Origin of the sequence: Micromonospora krabiensis (genome assembly GCF_900091425.1) — a bacterium.
Lineage (GTDB): Bacteria > Actinomycetota > Actinomycetes > Mycobacteriales > Micromonosporaceae > Micromonospora > Micromonospora krabiensis.
Genome location: NZ_LT598496.1, coordinates 2651767 through 2667234 on the forward strand (window position 1 = coordinate 2651767; position 15468 = coordinate 2667234).

16 protein-coding genes are annotated in these 15468 nt (G+C 74.0%); 10 read left to right on the top strand and 6 right to left on the bottom strand.

What is annotated here, in order from left to right:
- Window positions 1-18 precede the first annotated feature (18 nt).
- Window positions 19-2271 (bottom strand): DNA gyrase/topoisomerase IV subunit B, encoded by a 2253-nt coding sequence (locus GA0070620_RS11735; protein WP_377520530.1) that lies wholly within the window; start codon window positions 2269-2271, stop codon window positions 19-21.
- Window positions 2272-2551: 280 nt separating this feature from the next.
- Here GA0070620_RS11735 and GA0070620_RS11740 point away from each other — a divergent pair, with 280 nt between their 5' ends.
- Together GA0070620_RS11740 and GA0070620_RS11745 are read left to right on the top strand one after the other, a co-directional pair.
- On the top strand, window positions 2552-3811 hold the full coding sequence (locus tag GA0070620_RS11740) for an SGNH/GDSL hydrolase family protein (RefSeq protein WP_091589988.1): 1260 nt from the start codon (window positions 2552-2554) through the stop codon (window positions 3809-3811).
- Between the two features lie 129 nt (window positions 3812-3940).
- The gene (locus GA0070620_RS11745) at window positions 3941-4801 is read left to right on the top strand and encodes an alpha/beta hydrolase family protein (protein WP_091589990.1); all 861 of its coding nucleotides are present in this window, start codon (window positions 3941-3943) and stop codon (window positions 4799-4801) included.
- A 3-nt stretch (window positions 4802-4804) separates the two neighbouring features.
- On the opposite strand, the gene GA0070620_RS32640 is transcribed toward GA0070620_RS11745, so the two are convergent.
- Window positions 4805-4975 (bottom strand): hypothetical protein, encoded by a 171-nt coding sequence (locus tag GA0070620_RS32640; protein WP_157741595.1) that lies wholly within the window; start codon window positions 4973-4975, stop codon window positions 4805-4807.
- Window positions 4976-5186: 211 nt separating this feature from the next.
- On the opposite strand from GA0070620_RS32640, the gene GA0070620_RS11750 reads away from it, so the two are divergent.
- From GA0070620_RS11750 to GA0070620_RS11760, 3 genes are all read left to right on the top strand, one after another.
- A complete protein-coding gene (locus GA0070620_RS11750) occupies window positions 5187-5903 on the top strand; it encodes a hypothetical protein (RefSeq protein WP_231922335.1) in 717 nt (238 codons plus the stop codon).
- Window positions 5904-6096: 193 nt separating this feature from the next.
- Complete coding sequence (locus GA0070620_RS11755) at window positions 6097-6471, top strand: hypothetical protein (protein ID WP_091589992.1); 375 nt, start codon at window positions 6097-6099, stop codon at window positions 6469-6471.
- Between the two features lie 54 nt (window positions 6472-6525).
- On the top strand, window positions 6526-7764 hold the full coding sequence (locus GA0070620_RS11760) for a cytochrome P450 (protein WP_091589995.1): 1239 nt from the start codon (window positions 6526-6528) through the stop codon (window positions 7762-7764).
- 4 nt (window positions 7765-7768) lie between these two features.
- Here GA0070620_RS11760 and GA0070620_RS11765 read toward each other — a convergent pair whose 3' ends face one another.
- Entirely contained in the window at window positions 7769-8674 is a 906-nt protein-coding gene (locus GA0070620_RS11765; RefSeq protein WP_091589998.1) for a DUF72 domain-containing protein, read from the bottom strand.
- A gap of 121 nt (window positions 8675-8795) precedes the next feature.
- Here GA0070620_RS11765 and GA0070620_RS11770 point away from each other — a divergent pair, with 121 nt between their 5' ends.
- Together GA0070620_RS11770 and GA0070620_RS11775 are read left to right on the top strand one after the other, a co-directional pair.
- Window positions 8796-9302 carry a DinB family protein gene (locus GA0070620_RS11770; RefSeq protein WP_091598588.1) on the top strand — a complete coding sequence of 169 codons (507 nt, stop codon included), beginning with the start codon at window positions 8796-8798 and terminating at the stop codon, window positions 9300-9302.
- Window positions 9303-9422: 120 nt separating this feature from the next.
- Window positions 9423-10166: a hypothetical protein gene (locus tag GA0070620_RS11775; protein WP_091590001.1), complete on the top strand. Its 744-nt coding sequence runs from the start codon at window positions 9423-9425 to the stop codon at window positions 10164-10166.
- Between the two features lie 110 nt (window positions 10167-10276).
- Here the strand turns inward: GA0070620_RS11775 and GA0070620_RS11780 are convergent, their stop codons facing one another.
- A complete protein-coding gene (locus GA0070620_RS11780; protein WP_091590004.1) occupies window positions 10277-12343 on the bottom strand; it encodes an amylo-alpha-1,6-glucosidase in 2067 nt (688 codons plus the stop codon).
- Window positions 12340-12747, bottom strand: coding sequence for an SCP2 sterol-binding domain-containing protein (locus GA0070620_RS11785; protein ID WP_091590006.1), 408 nt, complete (start codon window positions 12745-12747; stop codon window positions 12340-12342). Before GA0070620_RS11785 ends, GA0070620_RS11780 begins: the two co-directional genes overlap by 4 nt.
- A 172-nt stretch (window positions 12748-12919) precedes the next feature.
- Between GA0070620_RS11785 and GA0070620_RS11790 the strand changes: the two genes are divergently transcribed.
- Window positions 12920-13966, top strand: a complete 1047-nt coding sequence (locus GA0070620_RS11790) for an NAD(P)-dependent alcohol dehydrogenase (protein WP_091590008.1) — start codon at window positions 12920-12922, stop codon at window positions 13964-13966.
- Between the two features lie 9 nt (window positions 13967-13975).
- Here the strand turns inward: GA0070620_RS11790 and GA0070620_RS11795 are convergent, their stop codons facing one another.
- Window positions 13976-14488: a mycothiol transferase gene (locus tag GA0070620_RS11795; protein ID WP_091590010.1), complete on the bottom strand. Its 513-nt coding sequence runs from the start codon at window positions 14486-14488 to the stop codon at window positions 13976-13978.
- Window positions 14489-14569: 81 nt separating this feature from the next.
- On the opposite strand from GA0070620_RS11795, the gene GA0070620_RS11800 reads away from it, so the two are divergent.
- The gene (locus GA0070620_RS11800) at window positions 14570-15085 is read left to right on the top strand and encodes a 2'-5' RNA ligase family protein (RefSeq protein WP_091590013.1); all 516 of its coding nucleotides are present in this window, start codon (window positions 14570-14572) and stop codon (window positions 15083-15085) included.
- 128 nt (window positions 15086-15213) lie between these two features.
- The gene (locus GA0070620_RS11805) at window positions 15214-15456 is read left to right on the top strand and encodes a hypothetical protein (protein WP_091590016.1); all 243 of its coding nucleotides are present in this window, start codon (window positions 15214-15216) and stop codon (window positions 15454-15456) included.
- The last annotated feature ends 12 nt before the right edge of the window (window positions 15457-15468 follow it).

Below are 15468 nucleotides of genomic sequence, written 5' to 3' on the forward strand. Positions count from 1 at the left end.
GGTGCGTGTCGGTCCGGCTCATGCGTCGATCGCCTCCCGGTCGACGAGGTCGGCCGAGTCGATCAGCCAGTTGCGGCGCGGCTCGACCTTCTCGCCCATCAACAGTTCGAGGATCCGCTCGGCGGCGTCCACGTCGTCGAGGGTGATCCGGCGGACCGACCGGGTGGCCGGGTTCATCGTGGTCTCCCACAACTCGTCGGCGTCCATCTCACCGAGACCCTTGAACCGCGGGATCGGGGTGACGATCTGCTTGCCGGCCTTCTCCAGCTTGCGGACCGTCGCCGCCATCTCGGCCTGGGTGTAGGTGTAGGTCGTCTGCGGGTTGCGCCCCTTCGTGGTGATCTTGTGGAGGGGCGGCATGGCCGCGTACAACCGGCCGGCCTCGATGAGCGGGCGCATGTAGCGGGCGAAGAGCGTGATCAGCAGCGTCCGGATGTGAGCGCCGTCGACGTCGGCGTCCGCCATGATGAGGACGCGGCCGTAGCGCAGCGCCGACAGGTCGAAGGTGCGGCCCGAGCCGGCGCCGAGCACCTGCACGATCGCCGCGCACTCGGCGTTGTCGAGCACCTGCTGAAGGTTGGCCTTCTGCACGTTGAGGATCTTGCCGCGGATGGGCAGCAGCGCCTGGTACTCGGCGGAGCGGGCGAGGCGACCCGTGCCGAGGGCGCTGTCACCCTCCACGATGAACAGCTCGCTGCGCTCGATGCCCGCCGCCCGGCAGTCGACCAGCTTGGCCGGCATCGACGCCCCTTCCAGGGCGGTCTTGCGGCGGGCGGCGTCCTTCTGCTGCTTCTGCGTCAGCCGCACCCGGGACGCGTCGACGATCTTCTGGAGGACCGTCCGCGCCTCGGTCTTCGTCCGCCGGTCCTCCAGCCACGTCTTCAGGTGCTGCTCGACCAGCGACTGGAGCACCTTGGTGATGCCGGCGGTGGACAGCTCGTCCTTGGTCTGCGAGGTGAACTGCGGCTCCGGGATGCGGACGTGCACCACCGCGGTCATGCCCTCCAGGACGTCGTCCAGGGTGGGTGCGTCCTCCTTGGGCTTGAGCAGACCACGGGCGTTGCGGGCCGCCTCGGCGAGGGTACGGACCAGGGCCCGCTCGAAGCCCTTGCGGTGGGTGCCGCCGTGCGCGTTGCGGATGGTGTTGGTGAAGCACTCCACGGTGCGCTCGTAGCCGGTGCCCCAGCGGAACGCGATCTCGACCTCGGCCCGGCGCTGCACGTTGGACTGCATGACACCGTTGGCGTCGGCGGCGTTCTCCCGGTAGCTGCCCTCACCGGTGACCAGCAGGGTGCCGGAGACCGGCCGGTCGCCGGCCGGGGCGAGGAACTCCACCATGTCGTTCAGGCCGTCGGGGAAGTGGAACTTCTCCTCGGTCGGCGCCTCGCCGGTGTGGTCGCGCAGCAGGTAGCTCACGCCAGGCACGAGGAACGCGGTGTTGCGCAGCTTCATCCGGACCGCTTCGACGTCGAGCGCCGCGCCGGTCTCGAAGTAGCGGGGGTCGTGCCAGTAGCGGATCGACGTGCCGGTGCGCTGACCGCGCTTCATGGCGCCGACCACCTGGAGCCCCGGGCCGGGGGTGAACCGCGCGTCGGGGCCGTCACCGTCGAAGATTCCCGGCACACCGTGCCGGAACGACATGGTGTGGATCTTGCCTCCGCGGCGGACGGTCACGTCGAAGCGGCGGGACAGCGCGTTGACCGCCGAGGCGCCGACGCCGTGCAGACCGCCGGACGTCTTGTAGCCGGAGCCGCCGAACTTGCCGCCCGCGTGCAGTCGGGTGAGGACCAGCTCGACGCCGGACAGGCCGGACCGGGCGTGCACGTCCGTCGGGATGCCCCGGCCGTCGTCGTCGACCTGGACCGAGCCGTCGGCGTGCAGTGTCACCTCGACCTTCTTGGCGTGACCGGCGACACCCTCGTCCGTGGAGTTGTCGAGGATCTCGTTGACGAGGTGACCCACGCCACGGCTGTCGGTGGAGCCGATGTACATACCCGGACGCTTGCGAACGGCGTCCAGCCCCTCGAGGTGGGTGAGGTCATCGGCCCCGTACAGGGTGTCAGGCTCTGCGGTCAACTGGTCGTACTCCCAGGTCTCGGCGGTGTGGTGCCGCTCACTGGCGCGGCCGCGCCCGGCGCGGCGCGCCGCAGCGAGCCTAGCCGGATGCCCCGACAACCCCGTGGCACCCCGTGACCCGCCGCGCCGGACGCGCCGACCGGGCCGCGAGCCCGGTGCAGCAACGCCCGCCGTTCCAACACCCCCAACCCTCACCGGATTCCGCCCCACCTGCCCACCCGGGCCCCCGCACCGGATCGCCGCGCGCCAGGGGGCCGCCCGGTGATCAAGAGCTTCGCGTCAGATCCGGCGCCGATCCTGACGCGAACCTCTTGATCACCGCGGCGGGAGCGGGGGGCGGGGGGCGGGGGGGGCAGGGCGGGGTGTTTCGGTCGTTGAACGAAAGTGTTGCGAGGCATTGACGCGCATCACGACCGGGTGATCTGATCGCGGCCTCGGAGAATCTTTCATATTTCCATGGACAGATGGGAGACAGATGTCCAGGTTCCGTCGTACGGCGCTGGTGGCGACGCTCGCCGTCGCCACCGCCGCCCTGTCGACCGCGGTCGCCCTGCCGGCCCCGGCGTCGGCCGCCCTGCCCACCGCCGCCGTCGCACTCGGGGACAGCTTCGTCAGCGGCGAGGGCGCCGGGTCGTACAGCCCCGTGGTGGACATCAACGGGGTGGCCCAGGGCTTCCCCGGCTGGACGGCGGCGAACAGCAACGCGTACTTCTGCCACCGCTCGCCCAACGCCTCGCTGCACCGGGCGGCCCTGCCCGGCATCCAGGCACGCTTCAACCTGGCCTGTTCCGGCGGTCAGCCGAGCGACATCGCCGCCGCCTCGGCGTCCCGGGAGAAGGGTCGGCAGGTCAGCTCACAGCTCGACCAGCTCCGGGCGGTGACCCAGACCCACGACATCGACCTGGTGCTGGTGGGTCTCGGCTCGAACAACAGCTCGTTCACCTTCGGCAACGTCGCCGAGAAGTGCGCCAACCGCTTCATCGCGGACGCCTGGACCGGCTGGTGGGAGTTCTGGGCCTACCTGAACGGCCCGGTGCCGCAGGAGCCGTGCAGCGACGCCGACCTGGCCACCGCGGCCCAGTTCACCGCCGCGACCGCCGAGACCGTCACGGCCGTGCGCCAACTGCTGACCACCCTGGACCAGGTGGACGCGGACGGCCAGCACCGGATCGTGTTCCAGGACTACACCAACCCGCTGCCGCAGGAGCTCTACTCCTCCTTCCACGAGGAGGACGGTCGCGACGACACGCGGGACAAGTTCCGCGACCTCGGCGCCGAGCGGTACGCGGCGGGCTGCCCGATCCACCGGGCCAGCCTGGCGCCGGGCCACCGGTTCTCGCAGGGCCTGGGCACCCTGGTGAAGTCGACCCGGGACACCCTCGCGGCCGAGTTCCCGGCCGCCGACCTGGTCTACCTGAACGTGCAGCGGGCCTTCGACGGCGCCCGGCTCTGCGAGGCGGCGACCAGCCCGACCGGGGCGTTGGCCACGCCGATCCGGCTCCAGGACAGCCCGCCCAACGGCACCGTCGTGACCAGCCTGTCCGGCAAGGACAAGATCGCCATCCAACGGATCGCGAACGTCTGCGCCACGTACTTCCAGACGTGCCAGGAGTCCTGGCACCCGAACGCCGCCGGTCACCAGGTGCTCGGCCAGTGCCTCGCGGGCGCCGCCGCCACGGCGGCCCGCGCGGTCTCCTGCGTCCGCGCAACCAACGGTTCGATCACGGTCTCCTGACCGGGCGGCGGCGCGGCGGCGACCATCGCCGGGTCGGCGCAGGAACGGCACGAGCGACGGGCCCCGCCGGATCGGTGGGGCCTGTCGCCGTCCGCGGGGCTCCCTTCCCGGCGGCCGTACGCTGGGCCGGTGAGCGCAGCGGCGGAGTACACGCAGGAGTTCGTGGAGGTCGACGGCGAACGGCTCGGGATCCAGGTGTATCCCGAGCCGGACCGGCCCGACGCGCCGGTCGTCGTGGTCTGCCCGGCGATGGGCGTCCGGGCCCGCTACTACCGGCCACTGGCCGCCGCCCTGCGCGGCGCCGGCCTGGCCGTGGTCGTCGCGGACCTGCGCGGCACCGGGGCGAGCACGCCGGCGCCGAGCCGCCGGTCCCGGTACGGCTACCCGGAGCTGGCCGGCGACGTGGGCGCCGTGCTGGAGGCGCTCAAGCCGCGGCTGGACGGACGCAGGCGCCTGCTGCTCGGGCACTCGCTCGGCGGGCAGGCGGCGCTGCTGCACCTGGCGCTGGCCGGCGGTGACACGGTGGACGGGCTGGCCCTGGTGGCCGTCGGCCTGCCCTGGTGGCGGGCCTACCCCGGGCGGCGCGGCTACGGGGTGCTGCCGTACACGCAGGGGATCGCCGCCACCGCCGCGCTGCTGCGGGTGTGGCCGGGCTGGGGCTTCGGCGGCCGGCAGGCGCGCGGGGTCATCCGGGACTGGGCGTACACGGCCCGCACCGGCCGCTTCCCCCGTCTGGACGGGGTGGACGCCGAGGCGGCGGTGCGCCGGGTCCGCACGCCGGTGCTGGCGGTGAGCGTGGATGACGACCAGTACACGCCGCACGCCACGATGGACCATCTGTGCGCCAAGCTGGTCGCCGCGCCGGTGGTCCGCGAGCACTACACCGTCGCGGACGCCGGCGCCCCGCTCGACCACTTCACCTGGGTGCGCGCCGCGGCCCCGCTGGCCGACCGGGTGGCCGCCTTCGCCGCCGGCCTGCCGGGCCGCTGACCGTCACTCCTCCGGTTCGAGCGGCACCATCTCGCCGTCGCGCTCCACCCGGATCTCGCCGCGGTCGCGTCGCGGCGGCACCTCCGCGGTGGTCCGGTGCGGATCGTTGCCCGGGTGCATCAGCACCGCGTCGGTCTCGGCGGTCTTCTCGCGGCTCTCCTCGGGCTGGCTCATCGGATCCCCTCTCCTCGGAACGTCGTACTGCTCTACCCCGGCAGGTCCGGACGACTCCTGCCCGCGACGGAACTGGGCGAGGCCGCGCGGGCGGCGGACGTCGGCGCTGTCCCGTCCGTCCCCGGCCCGGAGGTGTCGGCCGGTCACCGACGGGGTTAGCCACCCGGGCGGTGGGTAAGCCGCACCGCCCGACACGGTGGAAGGGGATCAGATGTCCGAACGGCATACCGCCCTGCGCTCGATGCACGATCTGGGCCTCGCGGCCTGGTTCGGTGGCTCCCTGATGGGGGCGCTCGGCGTCAACGGCGCGGCGGCGAAGATCAACGACGCGACGCAGCGACTTCCGGTCGCCTCGGCCGGCTGGTCACGGTGGACGCCGGTGAACGCGGCGGCCATCGGGGCACACCTGGCCGGCGCGGTCGGTGAGCTGGTGACGGAGAGCCCCCGGGTCGCGGCCCAGGCGGGCGTGGCGCGGGCGAGCGCCGTCAAGACGGCGCTGACCGTGGGAGCCCTCGCGGTCACCGGGTACAGCCGCCTGCTGGGCATGCGGCTCCAGCGCGCCGGTGGGCCACCGGTGAACGGCATCACCGAGCCGAACCACCAGACGCCGGCCGCGGTGGCGTCGAATCAGCGGCAGATGAAGCTGCTGCAGTGGGCGGTCCCGGCACTGACCGGCGCGCTGGTGGTGGTGACCGCGTACATGAGCGAGCAGCAGAAGCCGGGCCAGATGTGGCGCGGGATCATCGGCCGGGTGGGCGGGCTGGCGTCGGCGCCGAAGGGGATCGCCAAGATCGGCGTGATGGGCAAGGCGGCCCGGCTCCCGGGCCTGGGGATGATGCCCGGGATGGGCACGCCCAGGGCCGGGCACTTCGGCCGGGCCGTGAGCATGGTGACCGCCAAGCGGCCGATGGCGATGTCCGGCCACTGACGGCCGGTACCGGCCGGCACCCCGCCGACTCCTCGGGCGGGGTGCCGGCCGGTTCGTCTGCCGTACCACCGCCGTGGTGCCCGGGCCGCCGATCGTCTGACGCCCCCGGGCGGACCGGGCCGCGCGGTGGGCATGACCGGCGCGGTGGCGGGCAATCAACTCGGGTACCGGCGGACCGAGCAGCGAGGTGGCCATGACGGCGGACAGGGGACGCGACGGCGGGCAGGCCCCGCGCGATCCGGAGGTGACGGTCCCGTGGGGCACCCGGGACGTCTACGACACCGAACCACCCTTCGGCGTGGACGAGGACTCGCCGATGGACGAGGGCAGCGAGGAGACGGCCGTCCCGGAGGGGCGACGTGGCGAGCGCCGGGCCGGCGTGCCGTCCGGACCGTCCGGGAAGATGGGTCGGCACGGGTTCGGCCCGGTGGAGCCGAGCCGGCAACCGGAGGCGGGGCCCGGAGCGCCGCCGGACCCGGCGCCGAGCGGTCGCACCTTCCCCGAGGCCGCGGAGGTCGACGAGCGTACGCAGGACGCGTTCCGCTCCCGGGGGCGGCGCACCGCCTGACGGTGCACGGTCTGCGGTGGTTTGCGACCTCGTCGCGTGGGCACGACAGAGCCCATGCCGTCGCCCTACGTTCGCTTCGACAACACGCTCGCCCTGGCGCTGGAGGGCTACGCCTGGCTGCCCAACCGGCTGCGCCGCGGTGGCGCCGACGTGCTCGCCACCCGGCTGCTCGGTCAGCGGGCGGTGGCGCTGCACGGGCCGGAGGCGGCCCGGTTCTTCTACGACGAGCGGCACATCCGCCGGCACGGCGCGATTCCGGGGCCGGTCCAGAGCACCCTGTTCGGGCACGGCGCGGTGCACGGCCTCGACGGCGAGGCGCACCGCGTCCGCAAGGCGCTGTTCGTGGCGCTGCTCATGGACGGGAGCATCGAAGACCTCGTACGACGGGTCGCCAGCGCGTGGGACGCCGCCGCGCGGGACTGGGCGGCGCGCGGGCCGCTCGTGCTCTTCGACGAGGTGAGCCGGGTGCTGACCCGCGGCGTCGGTGACTGGGTGGGGCTACCGCTGCGCGACGACGACGTGCCGGCGCTCGCGGCCGACCTGGTGGCGATGGTGGACGGTTTCGCCACGGGCGGGCCACGGCACTGGCGGGCGCGGCGGGCCCGGACCCGCCGGGAGGACTGGCTGGCCGGCCTCGTCGAGGGGGTACGCCGTGGCGAGGCGGCGGTGCCGGCGGGGTCGGCGGTGCGGGCCGTGGCGGAGCACCGGGACGCGGACGGCTCGACGCTCGACCCGTGCACGGCCGCGGTGGAGCTGCTCAACATCGTCCGACCGACCGTGGCGGTCAGCTGGTTCGTCGCGTTCACCGGGCACGCCCTGCACCGCTGGCCGGAACACCGGGACCGGCTGCGGTCGGGCGACGGCGCGTTCGCCGAGGCGTACGCCCACGAGGTCCGCCGGTTCTACCCGTTCGCCCCGTTCGTCGGCGGTCAGGCGGTGGCCGACCTGCGGTGGGGCGGCATGGGCATTCCGGCCGGGGCGCTGGTGCTGCTGGACCTGTACGGGCAGAACCACGACCCACGGGTGTGGCCGGAGCCGTACCGGTTCCGCCCGGACCGCTTCCTCGACCGCCCGATCGGCGAGTTCGAGCTGGTGCCGCAGGGCGGTGGGGATCCCCGCACCGGCCACCGCTGCCCGGGCGAGATGATCACGGTGGCGCTGCTGCGGGACCTCGTCGTCCGGTTGGCCCGTCTCGACTACGACCTGCCGCCACAGGACCTGGGCATCTCGCTGCGGCGCATCCCCACCCGGCCGCGCAGCGGCGTGGTGCTCGACGTACGCGCGACGGCCTGACGGGTCAGCTCGCGGCGCCGGCCGCCGCCGGGCGGCCGCGCCCGGCGGCCAGCAGCCCGGAGAGCCGCTCGGCGTCGCGCTGGGCCTGGCCCGCGCAGCACGTGTTGAACAGCGCGTGCAGCTCGCCGGCCTGGTCGGCCAGCTCGGTCAGCAGCGTGGACCAGTGGCGCAGCTCCCCGTCGCCGTACGCGTAGCGGAACTTCTCCTCCTTGTCGCCGGTCGTCCAGGCGTCGCTGTGGCCGTGGAAGCGCACCACCGCCAGCTCGGCGGTGGCGACCGGGATCGGGGGCACGGAGGACGGGTGCCCCTGCGGCATGTCGACGCAGACGAGGCTCAGGTCGTGGGCGCGCAGGAGGTCCAGGGTGTCCAGTGCGGCCCGGCCGTCGAACCAGGACCCGTGCCGCAGCTCGACGGCCACCCGCCAGGGTCGGCAGCGCTCGGCGAGCTCGACGATCCGGCGTTCGGCGGCGGCGCCGCGGACCAGCCAGGGCGGGAACTGGAGCAGCACCGCGCCGAGCTTGCCGGCCGCCGCGATCGGGTCGAGCGCCGCCCGGAACCGGGCCCACAGCTCGTCGTACGCCCCGGCGGTCAGGTCCCGCCGGCGGATCCGGCTAGGGGCACCGGCGGGACGCAGGTCGCGCGGCAGCGCGGCGACCGGCGTGGGATGACCGGTGAACAGGCTGAACGCCTTGACGTCGAAGGTGAACCCGTCCGGGGTGGCGTCCACCCAGCCGACGGTGGTCTCGGGCACCGGCACCGCGTAGTAGGACGTGTCCACCTCGACCAGTGGGAAGTGTTCGGCGTACCAGCGCAGCCGCCCGGCCGGCGTGTTCACGGATCGCGGATACCAGCCGGAGCGCAGCAGCGACTGGTCGGCCCAGGAGGACGTGCCCACCCGAATGACACCCATGTCATTCAGTTCACCCCGATCGCCCCGGATCGGCAACCGGTGCGGCCGACGCGGCGTGGCCGAAAACGTCGGTGCGCGGTCGTACGGTGTCCTGGACGGACAGCCGACGAAGGGCGACGCCATGACCATCTCTTCCCAGGTCACCACCGGCGAGCGGGCCGATCTGGTGCAATCGCTGCGCCGCCACCGCGGCTTCCTGCGCCAGACGGTCGACGGGATCACCGACGCGCAGGCCGCCACCCGCACGACGGTCAGCGACCTCTGCCTCGGCGGCCTCATCAAGCACGTGGCGCTCACCGAGGCGAGCTGGATGCGGTTCGCGGTCGGCGGCGCCGAGGCGATGGAGAGCGAGCCGGTCGACTGGGTGGGCCAGTTCCGGATGCAGGAGGGCGAGACCCTGGCCGGCCTGCTCGACGACTACGCACGGGTCGCCGCGCGGACGGACGACCTGGTCGGCACGCTCGACCTCGACAGCGCCCACCCGCTGCCGACGGCCCCGTGGTTCGAGCCGGGTGTGAGCTGGTCGGTCCGGCGGGTGCTGCTGCACATCATCGCCGAGACCTCCCAGCACGCCGGGCACGCCGACATCCTGCGCGAGGCGATCGACGGCGCCAAGACGATGGGCTGAACGCCCACCGTCGAAGACGGCGCACGGACCGGGCGGCACGGGCCGCCGGCGGCCCTCCTCGCCCCGTGACCGACGGCCGGATGTGACGTCCCACCGGCGCGCGGCGCTGAGGGACACGAGATGAACGCACACCTGACGGACCAGGAAACCGTCGAGCGGCTCCTCGGCGATTCCGCCATCGACTCGCGGGACGCCCCGCATCCGCTCGCGATGCTCCTGGCGGCCCTGCGCGCCGCACCCCGTGCGGGCGAGCTCGACGGCGAACAGGCCGCCGTGCGGGCGTTCCGCCGCGCCCGGTCGGATCCACCACCACCCGCCGCGCCGGCGCGCAGCCGGCGCACGCTGACCGGCCTCGGCGTACGGGCCGCGCTGGCCGCGCTCGCCGTCGCCGCCACCGGCGGCGTCGCGCTCGCCGCGACCGGCACGCTACCCGGAGGACCACCGCCGTCGGCCACGGTCGGCCCCCCGCCGTCGGTGGAGGCTCCGCCGGTGGCGCCGAGCGCACCCCCGGGCCTCCCGTCGGACGGCCCGGCCGGGCCGCCACCGACCCCGTCCGCCAGCACCGACGCCGCGCTCTGCACGGCCTACCGGGCGGAGGCGGGCGACAAGCCGGGGCGGGCGCCGGACAACCCGGCCTTCGACCGCCTGGTCGCCGCCGACGGCGGGCGGGGCCAGGTGGCCGCATACTGCGACCGGGTGCTGGCCGACGAGAAGCCACGGGGCGAGTCGTCCAGCCGGCCCACACACCCCGCCCGGCCGAGAACCGCACCGCCCGGTCGGCCGGACGACCCGGGCGCCGACCCGGGTGAGCCTCCGTCGGGGGCACGCGGCAGACCGTCCACCGGCGGCCGTCCCGCCGACTGACGAGCGTCGGCGGGATCGGGGCCGACGACGCGCCGCGCCCGGGCGACGGGCGGACGCGCGGTCTTCGGGCGGAGCCGGAGCCGGGCATGCCACGGCCGTCGACGGCCGTCTCAGCGCAGTCGGGGCCGGTGCTGGTGCAACGCGCCCGCCCGGTCCCGGCCGTACGCGTCGGAGTGTCCCCACCGACCAGGAACGTCGAGCAGTTCGACGCGGCCGAACCCCGGCGGCAGCGCGGGGTTCACGAGCAGGTTCTCCCCGGTCGGCCGCAGCCCCAACACCGTACCGAGGATCATCAACAGCGCTCCCGAGGACCACGCCTGGGGTCGGCCGGCGGCCGGCAACTGGACCGGGTACTTGGTCAGTTCCCGCTCGTAGCCGGCGATCATCTCCGGCACCGACCCGCCCAGCCGCTCCGCCATGTGGAAGATGCCGGCGGCGATCCGCGCGGCCTCGACGTCGCAGCCGTACTCGCGCAGCCCCGCGACCACCAGCGCGTTGTCCGACGGCCACACCGCGCCCAGGTGCGAGCCGACCGGGTTGTACGGGCGCTGCCCCGCCGCCAGCGTCCGCACGCCCCAGCCGCTGAACAGGGCCGGACCGGCCAGGTGCGCGGCGAGCGCCTGGGCACGCCCCTCCTCGACGATCCCGCTCCACAGCAGGTGCCCGAGGTTGGACGACAGGGCGTCCACCGGGGTGCCGTCCGGCTCCAACGCCAACGCGTAGTACTCCCGCTCGGGCAGCCAGAAGTCCCGGTTGAACCGCCGCTTCAGCTCCTCCGCCTCCCGCTCCAGCCGGTCGGCGTACGCCGGGTCGCCCCAGAACTCGCGGGCCAGGCGGGCTCCGCGCCGCTTCGCGTCGTACGCGTAGCCCTGCAGCTCACAGGTCGCCCGGGGGAAGCCCGGCAACCGGCCATCGGCGTACACCACGGCCTCGGGCGAGTTCCGCCAGCCCTGGTTGATCCAGCCCTTGCGGCTGTTGCGGGTGACGTAGCGCAGATAGCCGTCACCGAGCAGGTCGCCGTAGTCGTCGATCCAGTCCAGCGCCCTTCGCGCCGGGTGACGCAGTTCGCGGACCAGGTCGGCGTCACCGGACCAGCGTTCGTACTCGTCGAGCAGGATCACGAACAGGGGTGTGGTGTCCGCCGCCCCGTAGTAGATCGCGGTCGGCTCGTCGCCGAACGCCGCCGCCTCGCCGTACCGCAGCTCGGCCAGGATCTTCCCCGGCTCCTCGTCGCCCACGTCGTCGAGTTGGCTGCCCTGGAGCATGGCGAGCTCGCGCAGCGTCCCGGGAGTCAGCTCGGGCGTGAACGCCAGGGACTGGAGGCAGGTGAAGAGTCCGTCCCGTCCGTAGAGCGTCATCGCCCACGGCAGGCCGCCCACCGGCACCGGTCCGGGGTTCGCCAGCGGCCGGTAGCGCAGCGACGCGAGGTCGATGAGGCTCTGCTCGTAGATGGCCGCCAGCTCGTCCCGCTCGGCCACGAGCGTGGGCGCCCGCGCCAGCCACTCCGCCAGGTCCTCGCGCATCCCCCGGCGGACGTGGTCGCGGTGCGACTCCAGGCTCACCCGCAGGTCCCGGCCCCCCGCGCCGTGGATGGTCATCCCGACGTGCAGGTCCGTTGCCCAGCTGCCCTCGGGTCCGAGCCGGACCCGGAAGGTCATCCCGCCCTCGTCCACCTCGACGGGTTGGGTGCTGGTCACGATGGTCTCCCGCAGGAACCGGCCCCGCTCGTACCGCAGCCGCAGCTGACGGCGGGCCGGGTCGGCGATGGCCCGGACGTCCCGGTGGCGCGGTTGCCGGATCTCGGCGGTGTCCGCGAAGTCGGTGCCGACCGCCAGGCGCACGGTGTACTCGGCCGGCTCGGGCGAGTGGTTGAGCACGGTGATGCGCTCGTTGAAGCTGTCGTTGATGGACCGGTGCCGGATCACCGAGACGTCCGCGTCGACGTAGTGGCTCGCCGCGCCGGGCACCAGGAAGAACCGCGTCTCGAAGTAGGTCATGTCGTCTCGGGAGAGGGCGTTGAGGCGCTCGCCGTTGACGGTGAGGACCCACCGGGACACGAACCGGGTGTCGAACGAGAAGAGCCCGACCGGAGCGTGCGGGTCGACGTCCATGTCGCCCCGCGCGTCGCCGGCCGCGAAGGCGTTGCCCGCGATCACGTGGACCCGGTCCTTCGTCACGACGGGCCTCCCCATCCGCCCGGCGCCACACGGCCCTCGAGCACCGCGCGGCCGACGGTGCGTGGGTCGCGGGCGTCGGGTGGTCCGGGAAAGATCCGGCGCAGCATCATCAGCAGCCGGATGTCCCCCTGCACGGTCAGGTCGTTGCGCAGCAGCGCGGCCGAGACGTGCAGCTGACCGGCGGCCAGGTCGTCGAAGACCGCCCGGTCGGCACGGACCACGAGGTCGGCGTCGTCCGAGGAGCGGCCCACGTCGACGTGCTGGTCCGCGATGGTGAGATACCAGTGCTCGGTGTGGCCGTCCTCCCGGGCGTCCAACCGCACCGTTCCGGCGGTGGCCTCCGGCAGGTCGAGTCGTCGGCCGGGCCCCAGCTTCCGCAGGTAGTCAGCCACGCTCCTGACCATCGGACCCCTCCCCTCGTCCAGGCAGGCTGCCCGGAACCGGGGTGAGGCGGCATCACCCGGATCGGGTGGCGGTGGGCCACCGTGACCGCCTGGCCCGCCCCTCGGGGACCCGTTTATCTCCGGCCTCGACGGGCAGCCCCACGGACGGATGGATCGGGAGCGGAGGTGCCGCATGCGCGCGCTACGGCTGCAGGAGTGGAAGTCGGAGCCGGAGCTGGTCGAGGTACCCGAGCCCACACCGGGCCCGGGCCAGGTGGTGGTCCGGGTCGGCGCGGCCGGCGCCTGCCACTCCGACCTGCACCTCATGCACGACTTCGAGGCCGGCTCGATGCCGTGGAATCCGCCGTTCACCCTCGGGCACGAAAACGCCGGGTGGGTGCACGCGCTGGGCGACGGGGTGACCGGGCTGACGGTGGGGCAGCCGGTGGCCGTCTACGGACCGTGGGGGTGCGGGGTGTGCGCCCGCTGCCGGGTGGGCGTCGACCCCTACTGCGAGAACCCGGCCGGCGCCCCGGTGCCCAGCGGCGGCGGCGGGCTCGGACTGGACGGCGGCATGGCCGACTACGAGCTGGTGCCCGACGCGCGGCATGTCGTCCCGCTGCCCGACGGGCTGGACCCGGTCGACGCCGCGCCGCTGACCGACGCCGGGCTCACGCCGTACCACGCGATCCGCCGGTCCTGGCACCGGCTCGCCCCCGGCAGCACCGCCGTGGTGATCGGGGTGGGCGGCCTCGGGCACGTCGGTGTGCAGATCCTCAAGGCGACGACGGCCGCCCGGGTCGTCGCGGTGGACACCCGGGCGGACGCGCTACAGCTGGCCGAGGAGTGCGGCGCGGACCTGACCGTGCCGTCCGGCGGGGACGCCGTCGAGCAGATCCGGCGGGCCACCGGTGGCCGGGGCGCCGACCTGGTGCTCGACTTCGTCGGCGCGGACGCCACCCTCCGGCTCGGCGCCGCCGTCGCCCGTACGGTCAGCGACCTGACGATCGTGGGCATCGGCGGCGGCACCCTGCCCGTGTCGTTCTTCTCCGTCCCGTACGAGATGAGCGTGGCCACCACCTACTGGGGCAGCCGGCCGGAACTGGTCGAGGTGCTCGACCTCGGCGCCCGGGGTCTGGTCCGGCCGAAGACGACCCGGTTCGGGCTGGACGAGGCGCTCACGGCGTACCACCGGATGCGGGACGGCACGCTGGAGGGCCGGGCGGTCATCGTGCCGTGACCACGCCGGTCAGTCGGCGAGCAGGAGGCCACGGACGTAGGCCGCCTGCCCGACGTGCTGGAGGTCGTCCTCCGCGACGCTGACCAGCCGGACGCCGAGGGTCACCGGGGGGTCCCACGACTCGTCGACCACGCGGTCCAGGTCCGCCGGTCGCAGCCCGGCCAGGTACGCGCGGGTCCGGGTGTGCACGGCCTCGTGGTAGTCGATCAGCGCCTGCGCGTTCTCCGGCCGCAGCGCGGCCACCTGCTCGGCGGTGTGCGCGAAGCCGGTGTCGTGCGGGTCGGCGCCGGGCAGCCCGAAGCGCCGCGCCCAGTCGCCACCCACCCACACCTGCTCCGTGCCCATCACGTCAGCGAGGTGGTCGTCCCGGATACGGGTCAGGTGCCAGACCAGCCAACCCACCGGGTTGGCGCCCGGACGGGGCGCCTGGCGCAGCTGCTCCGGGGTGAGCCCTTCCACCGCCACGCGAACCAGCGGCGGAAGACGGTCGTACGTCTCGATCAGCAGGTCACTCACGTCCACGTGCCCATCCTTCCCGTACCGACCGGTTCCTGTCCTGTACCGCGGCAACGGAGGGGCAAACGCGGCGGCTACCGTGATCATGTGGTCGCGGCGCTGGAGCTCTACCTGGACACCGACGCCACCCGGCGGATCCGGGTGCTCTGGGACGCGCTGGAGGCCGAGGGCGTGCAGAGTATGCGTTCCCTGCTGGAGCAGCGGCACCGCCCGCACGTCTCCCTCGCGGTGGCGCCCCGGTTCGACCCGGAGCGGGTCACGGCGGCGCTGGACGGGATGGTGGTGGCCGCTCCCCTGCGACTGTCGTTCCAGCACGCCGGGCAGTTCGTCGGCCGGGTCCTGTGGCTGGGTGCGACGCCCACCGCCGACCTGTTGGCCCACCACCGGCAGGTGCACGACCGCCTCGACGCGGCCGGCGTGCCCCTCGTCGAGCACTACCGACCGGGACGCTGGGTGCCGCACTGCACGCTGTCCATGCGGGTGCCGAACGTCCTGATGGCCGCGGCCGTCCGCCGTTGCCTGGAGGTCCTGCCCGTGGAGGCGACGGTGGTCGGCGCGGCGCTCACCGACCACGCCCGGGGGATCTCCCGTCCGCTGTCCTGACCGATCGATCCGCGCCGACGAAGAGTCGGGTATGGGAAACCGGGTGTGCCGGAGCGTCCGGACGTGGGATGGTGCATGTGAGCTGTGTCACCCCAACTCCGCGGGCCGGCCGGCGTGCGGTCCGCGTCGTGGCGGTCCTGCCCGTCGCCCGGGGGCGCAGCGGCAACGAGGAGGGCAGTGCCATGCAGGTCCAGCGCAGCGCGCCACCGATCGAGGACGGTCTGACCGGCGACGACCCGCAGGTCGCGGGCGGCACGACCGGGGCGTCCACCCCGCTGGCGGTGTGGGCCGCCTCCGCCCTGCAGGGCCGCATCGGCCTGGACGAGGACGACGTCGAGGACGAGCGACACATCCTGCGCGGATTCGAATAACCACGCCGGCAC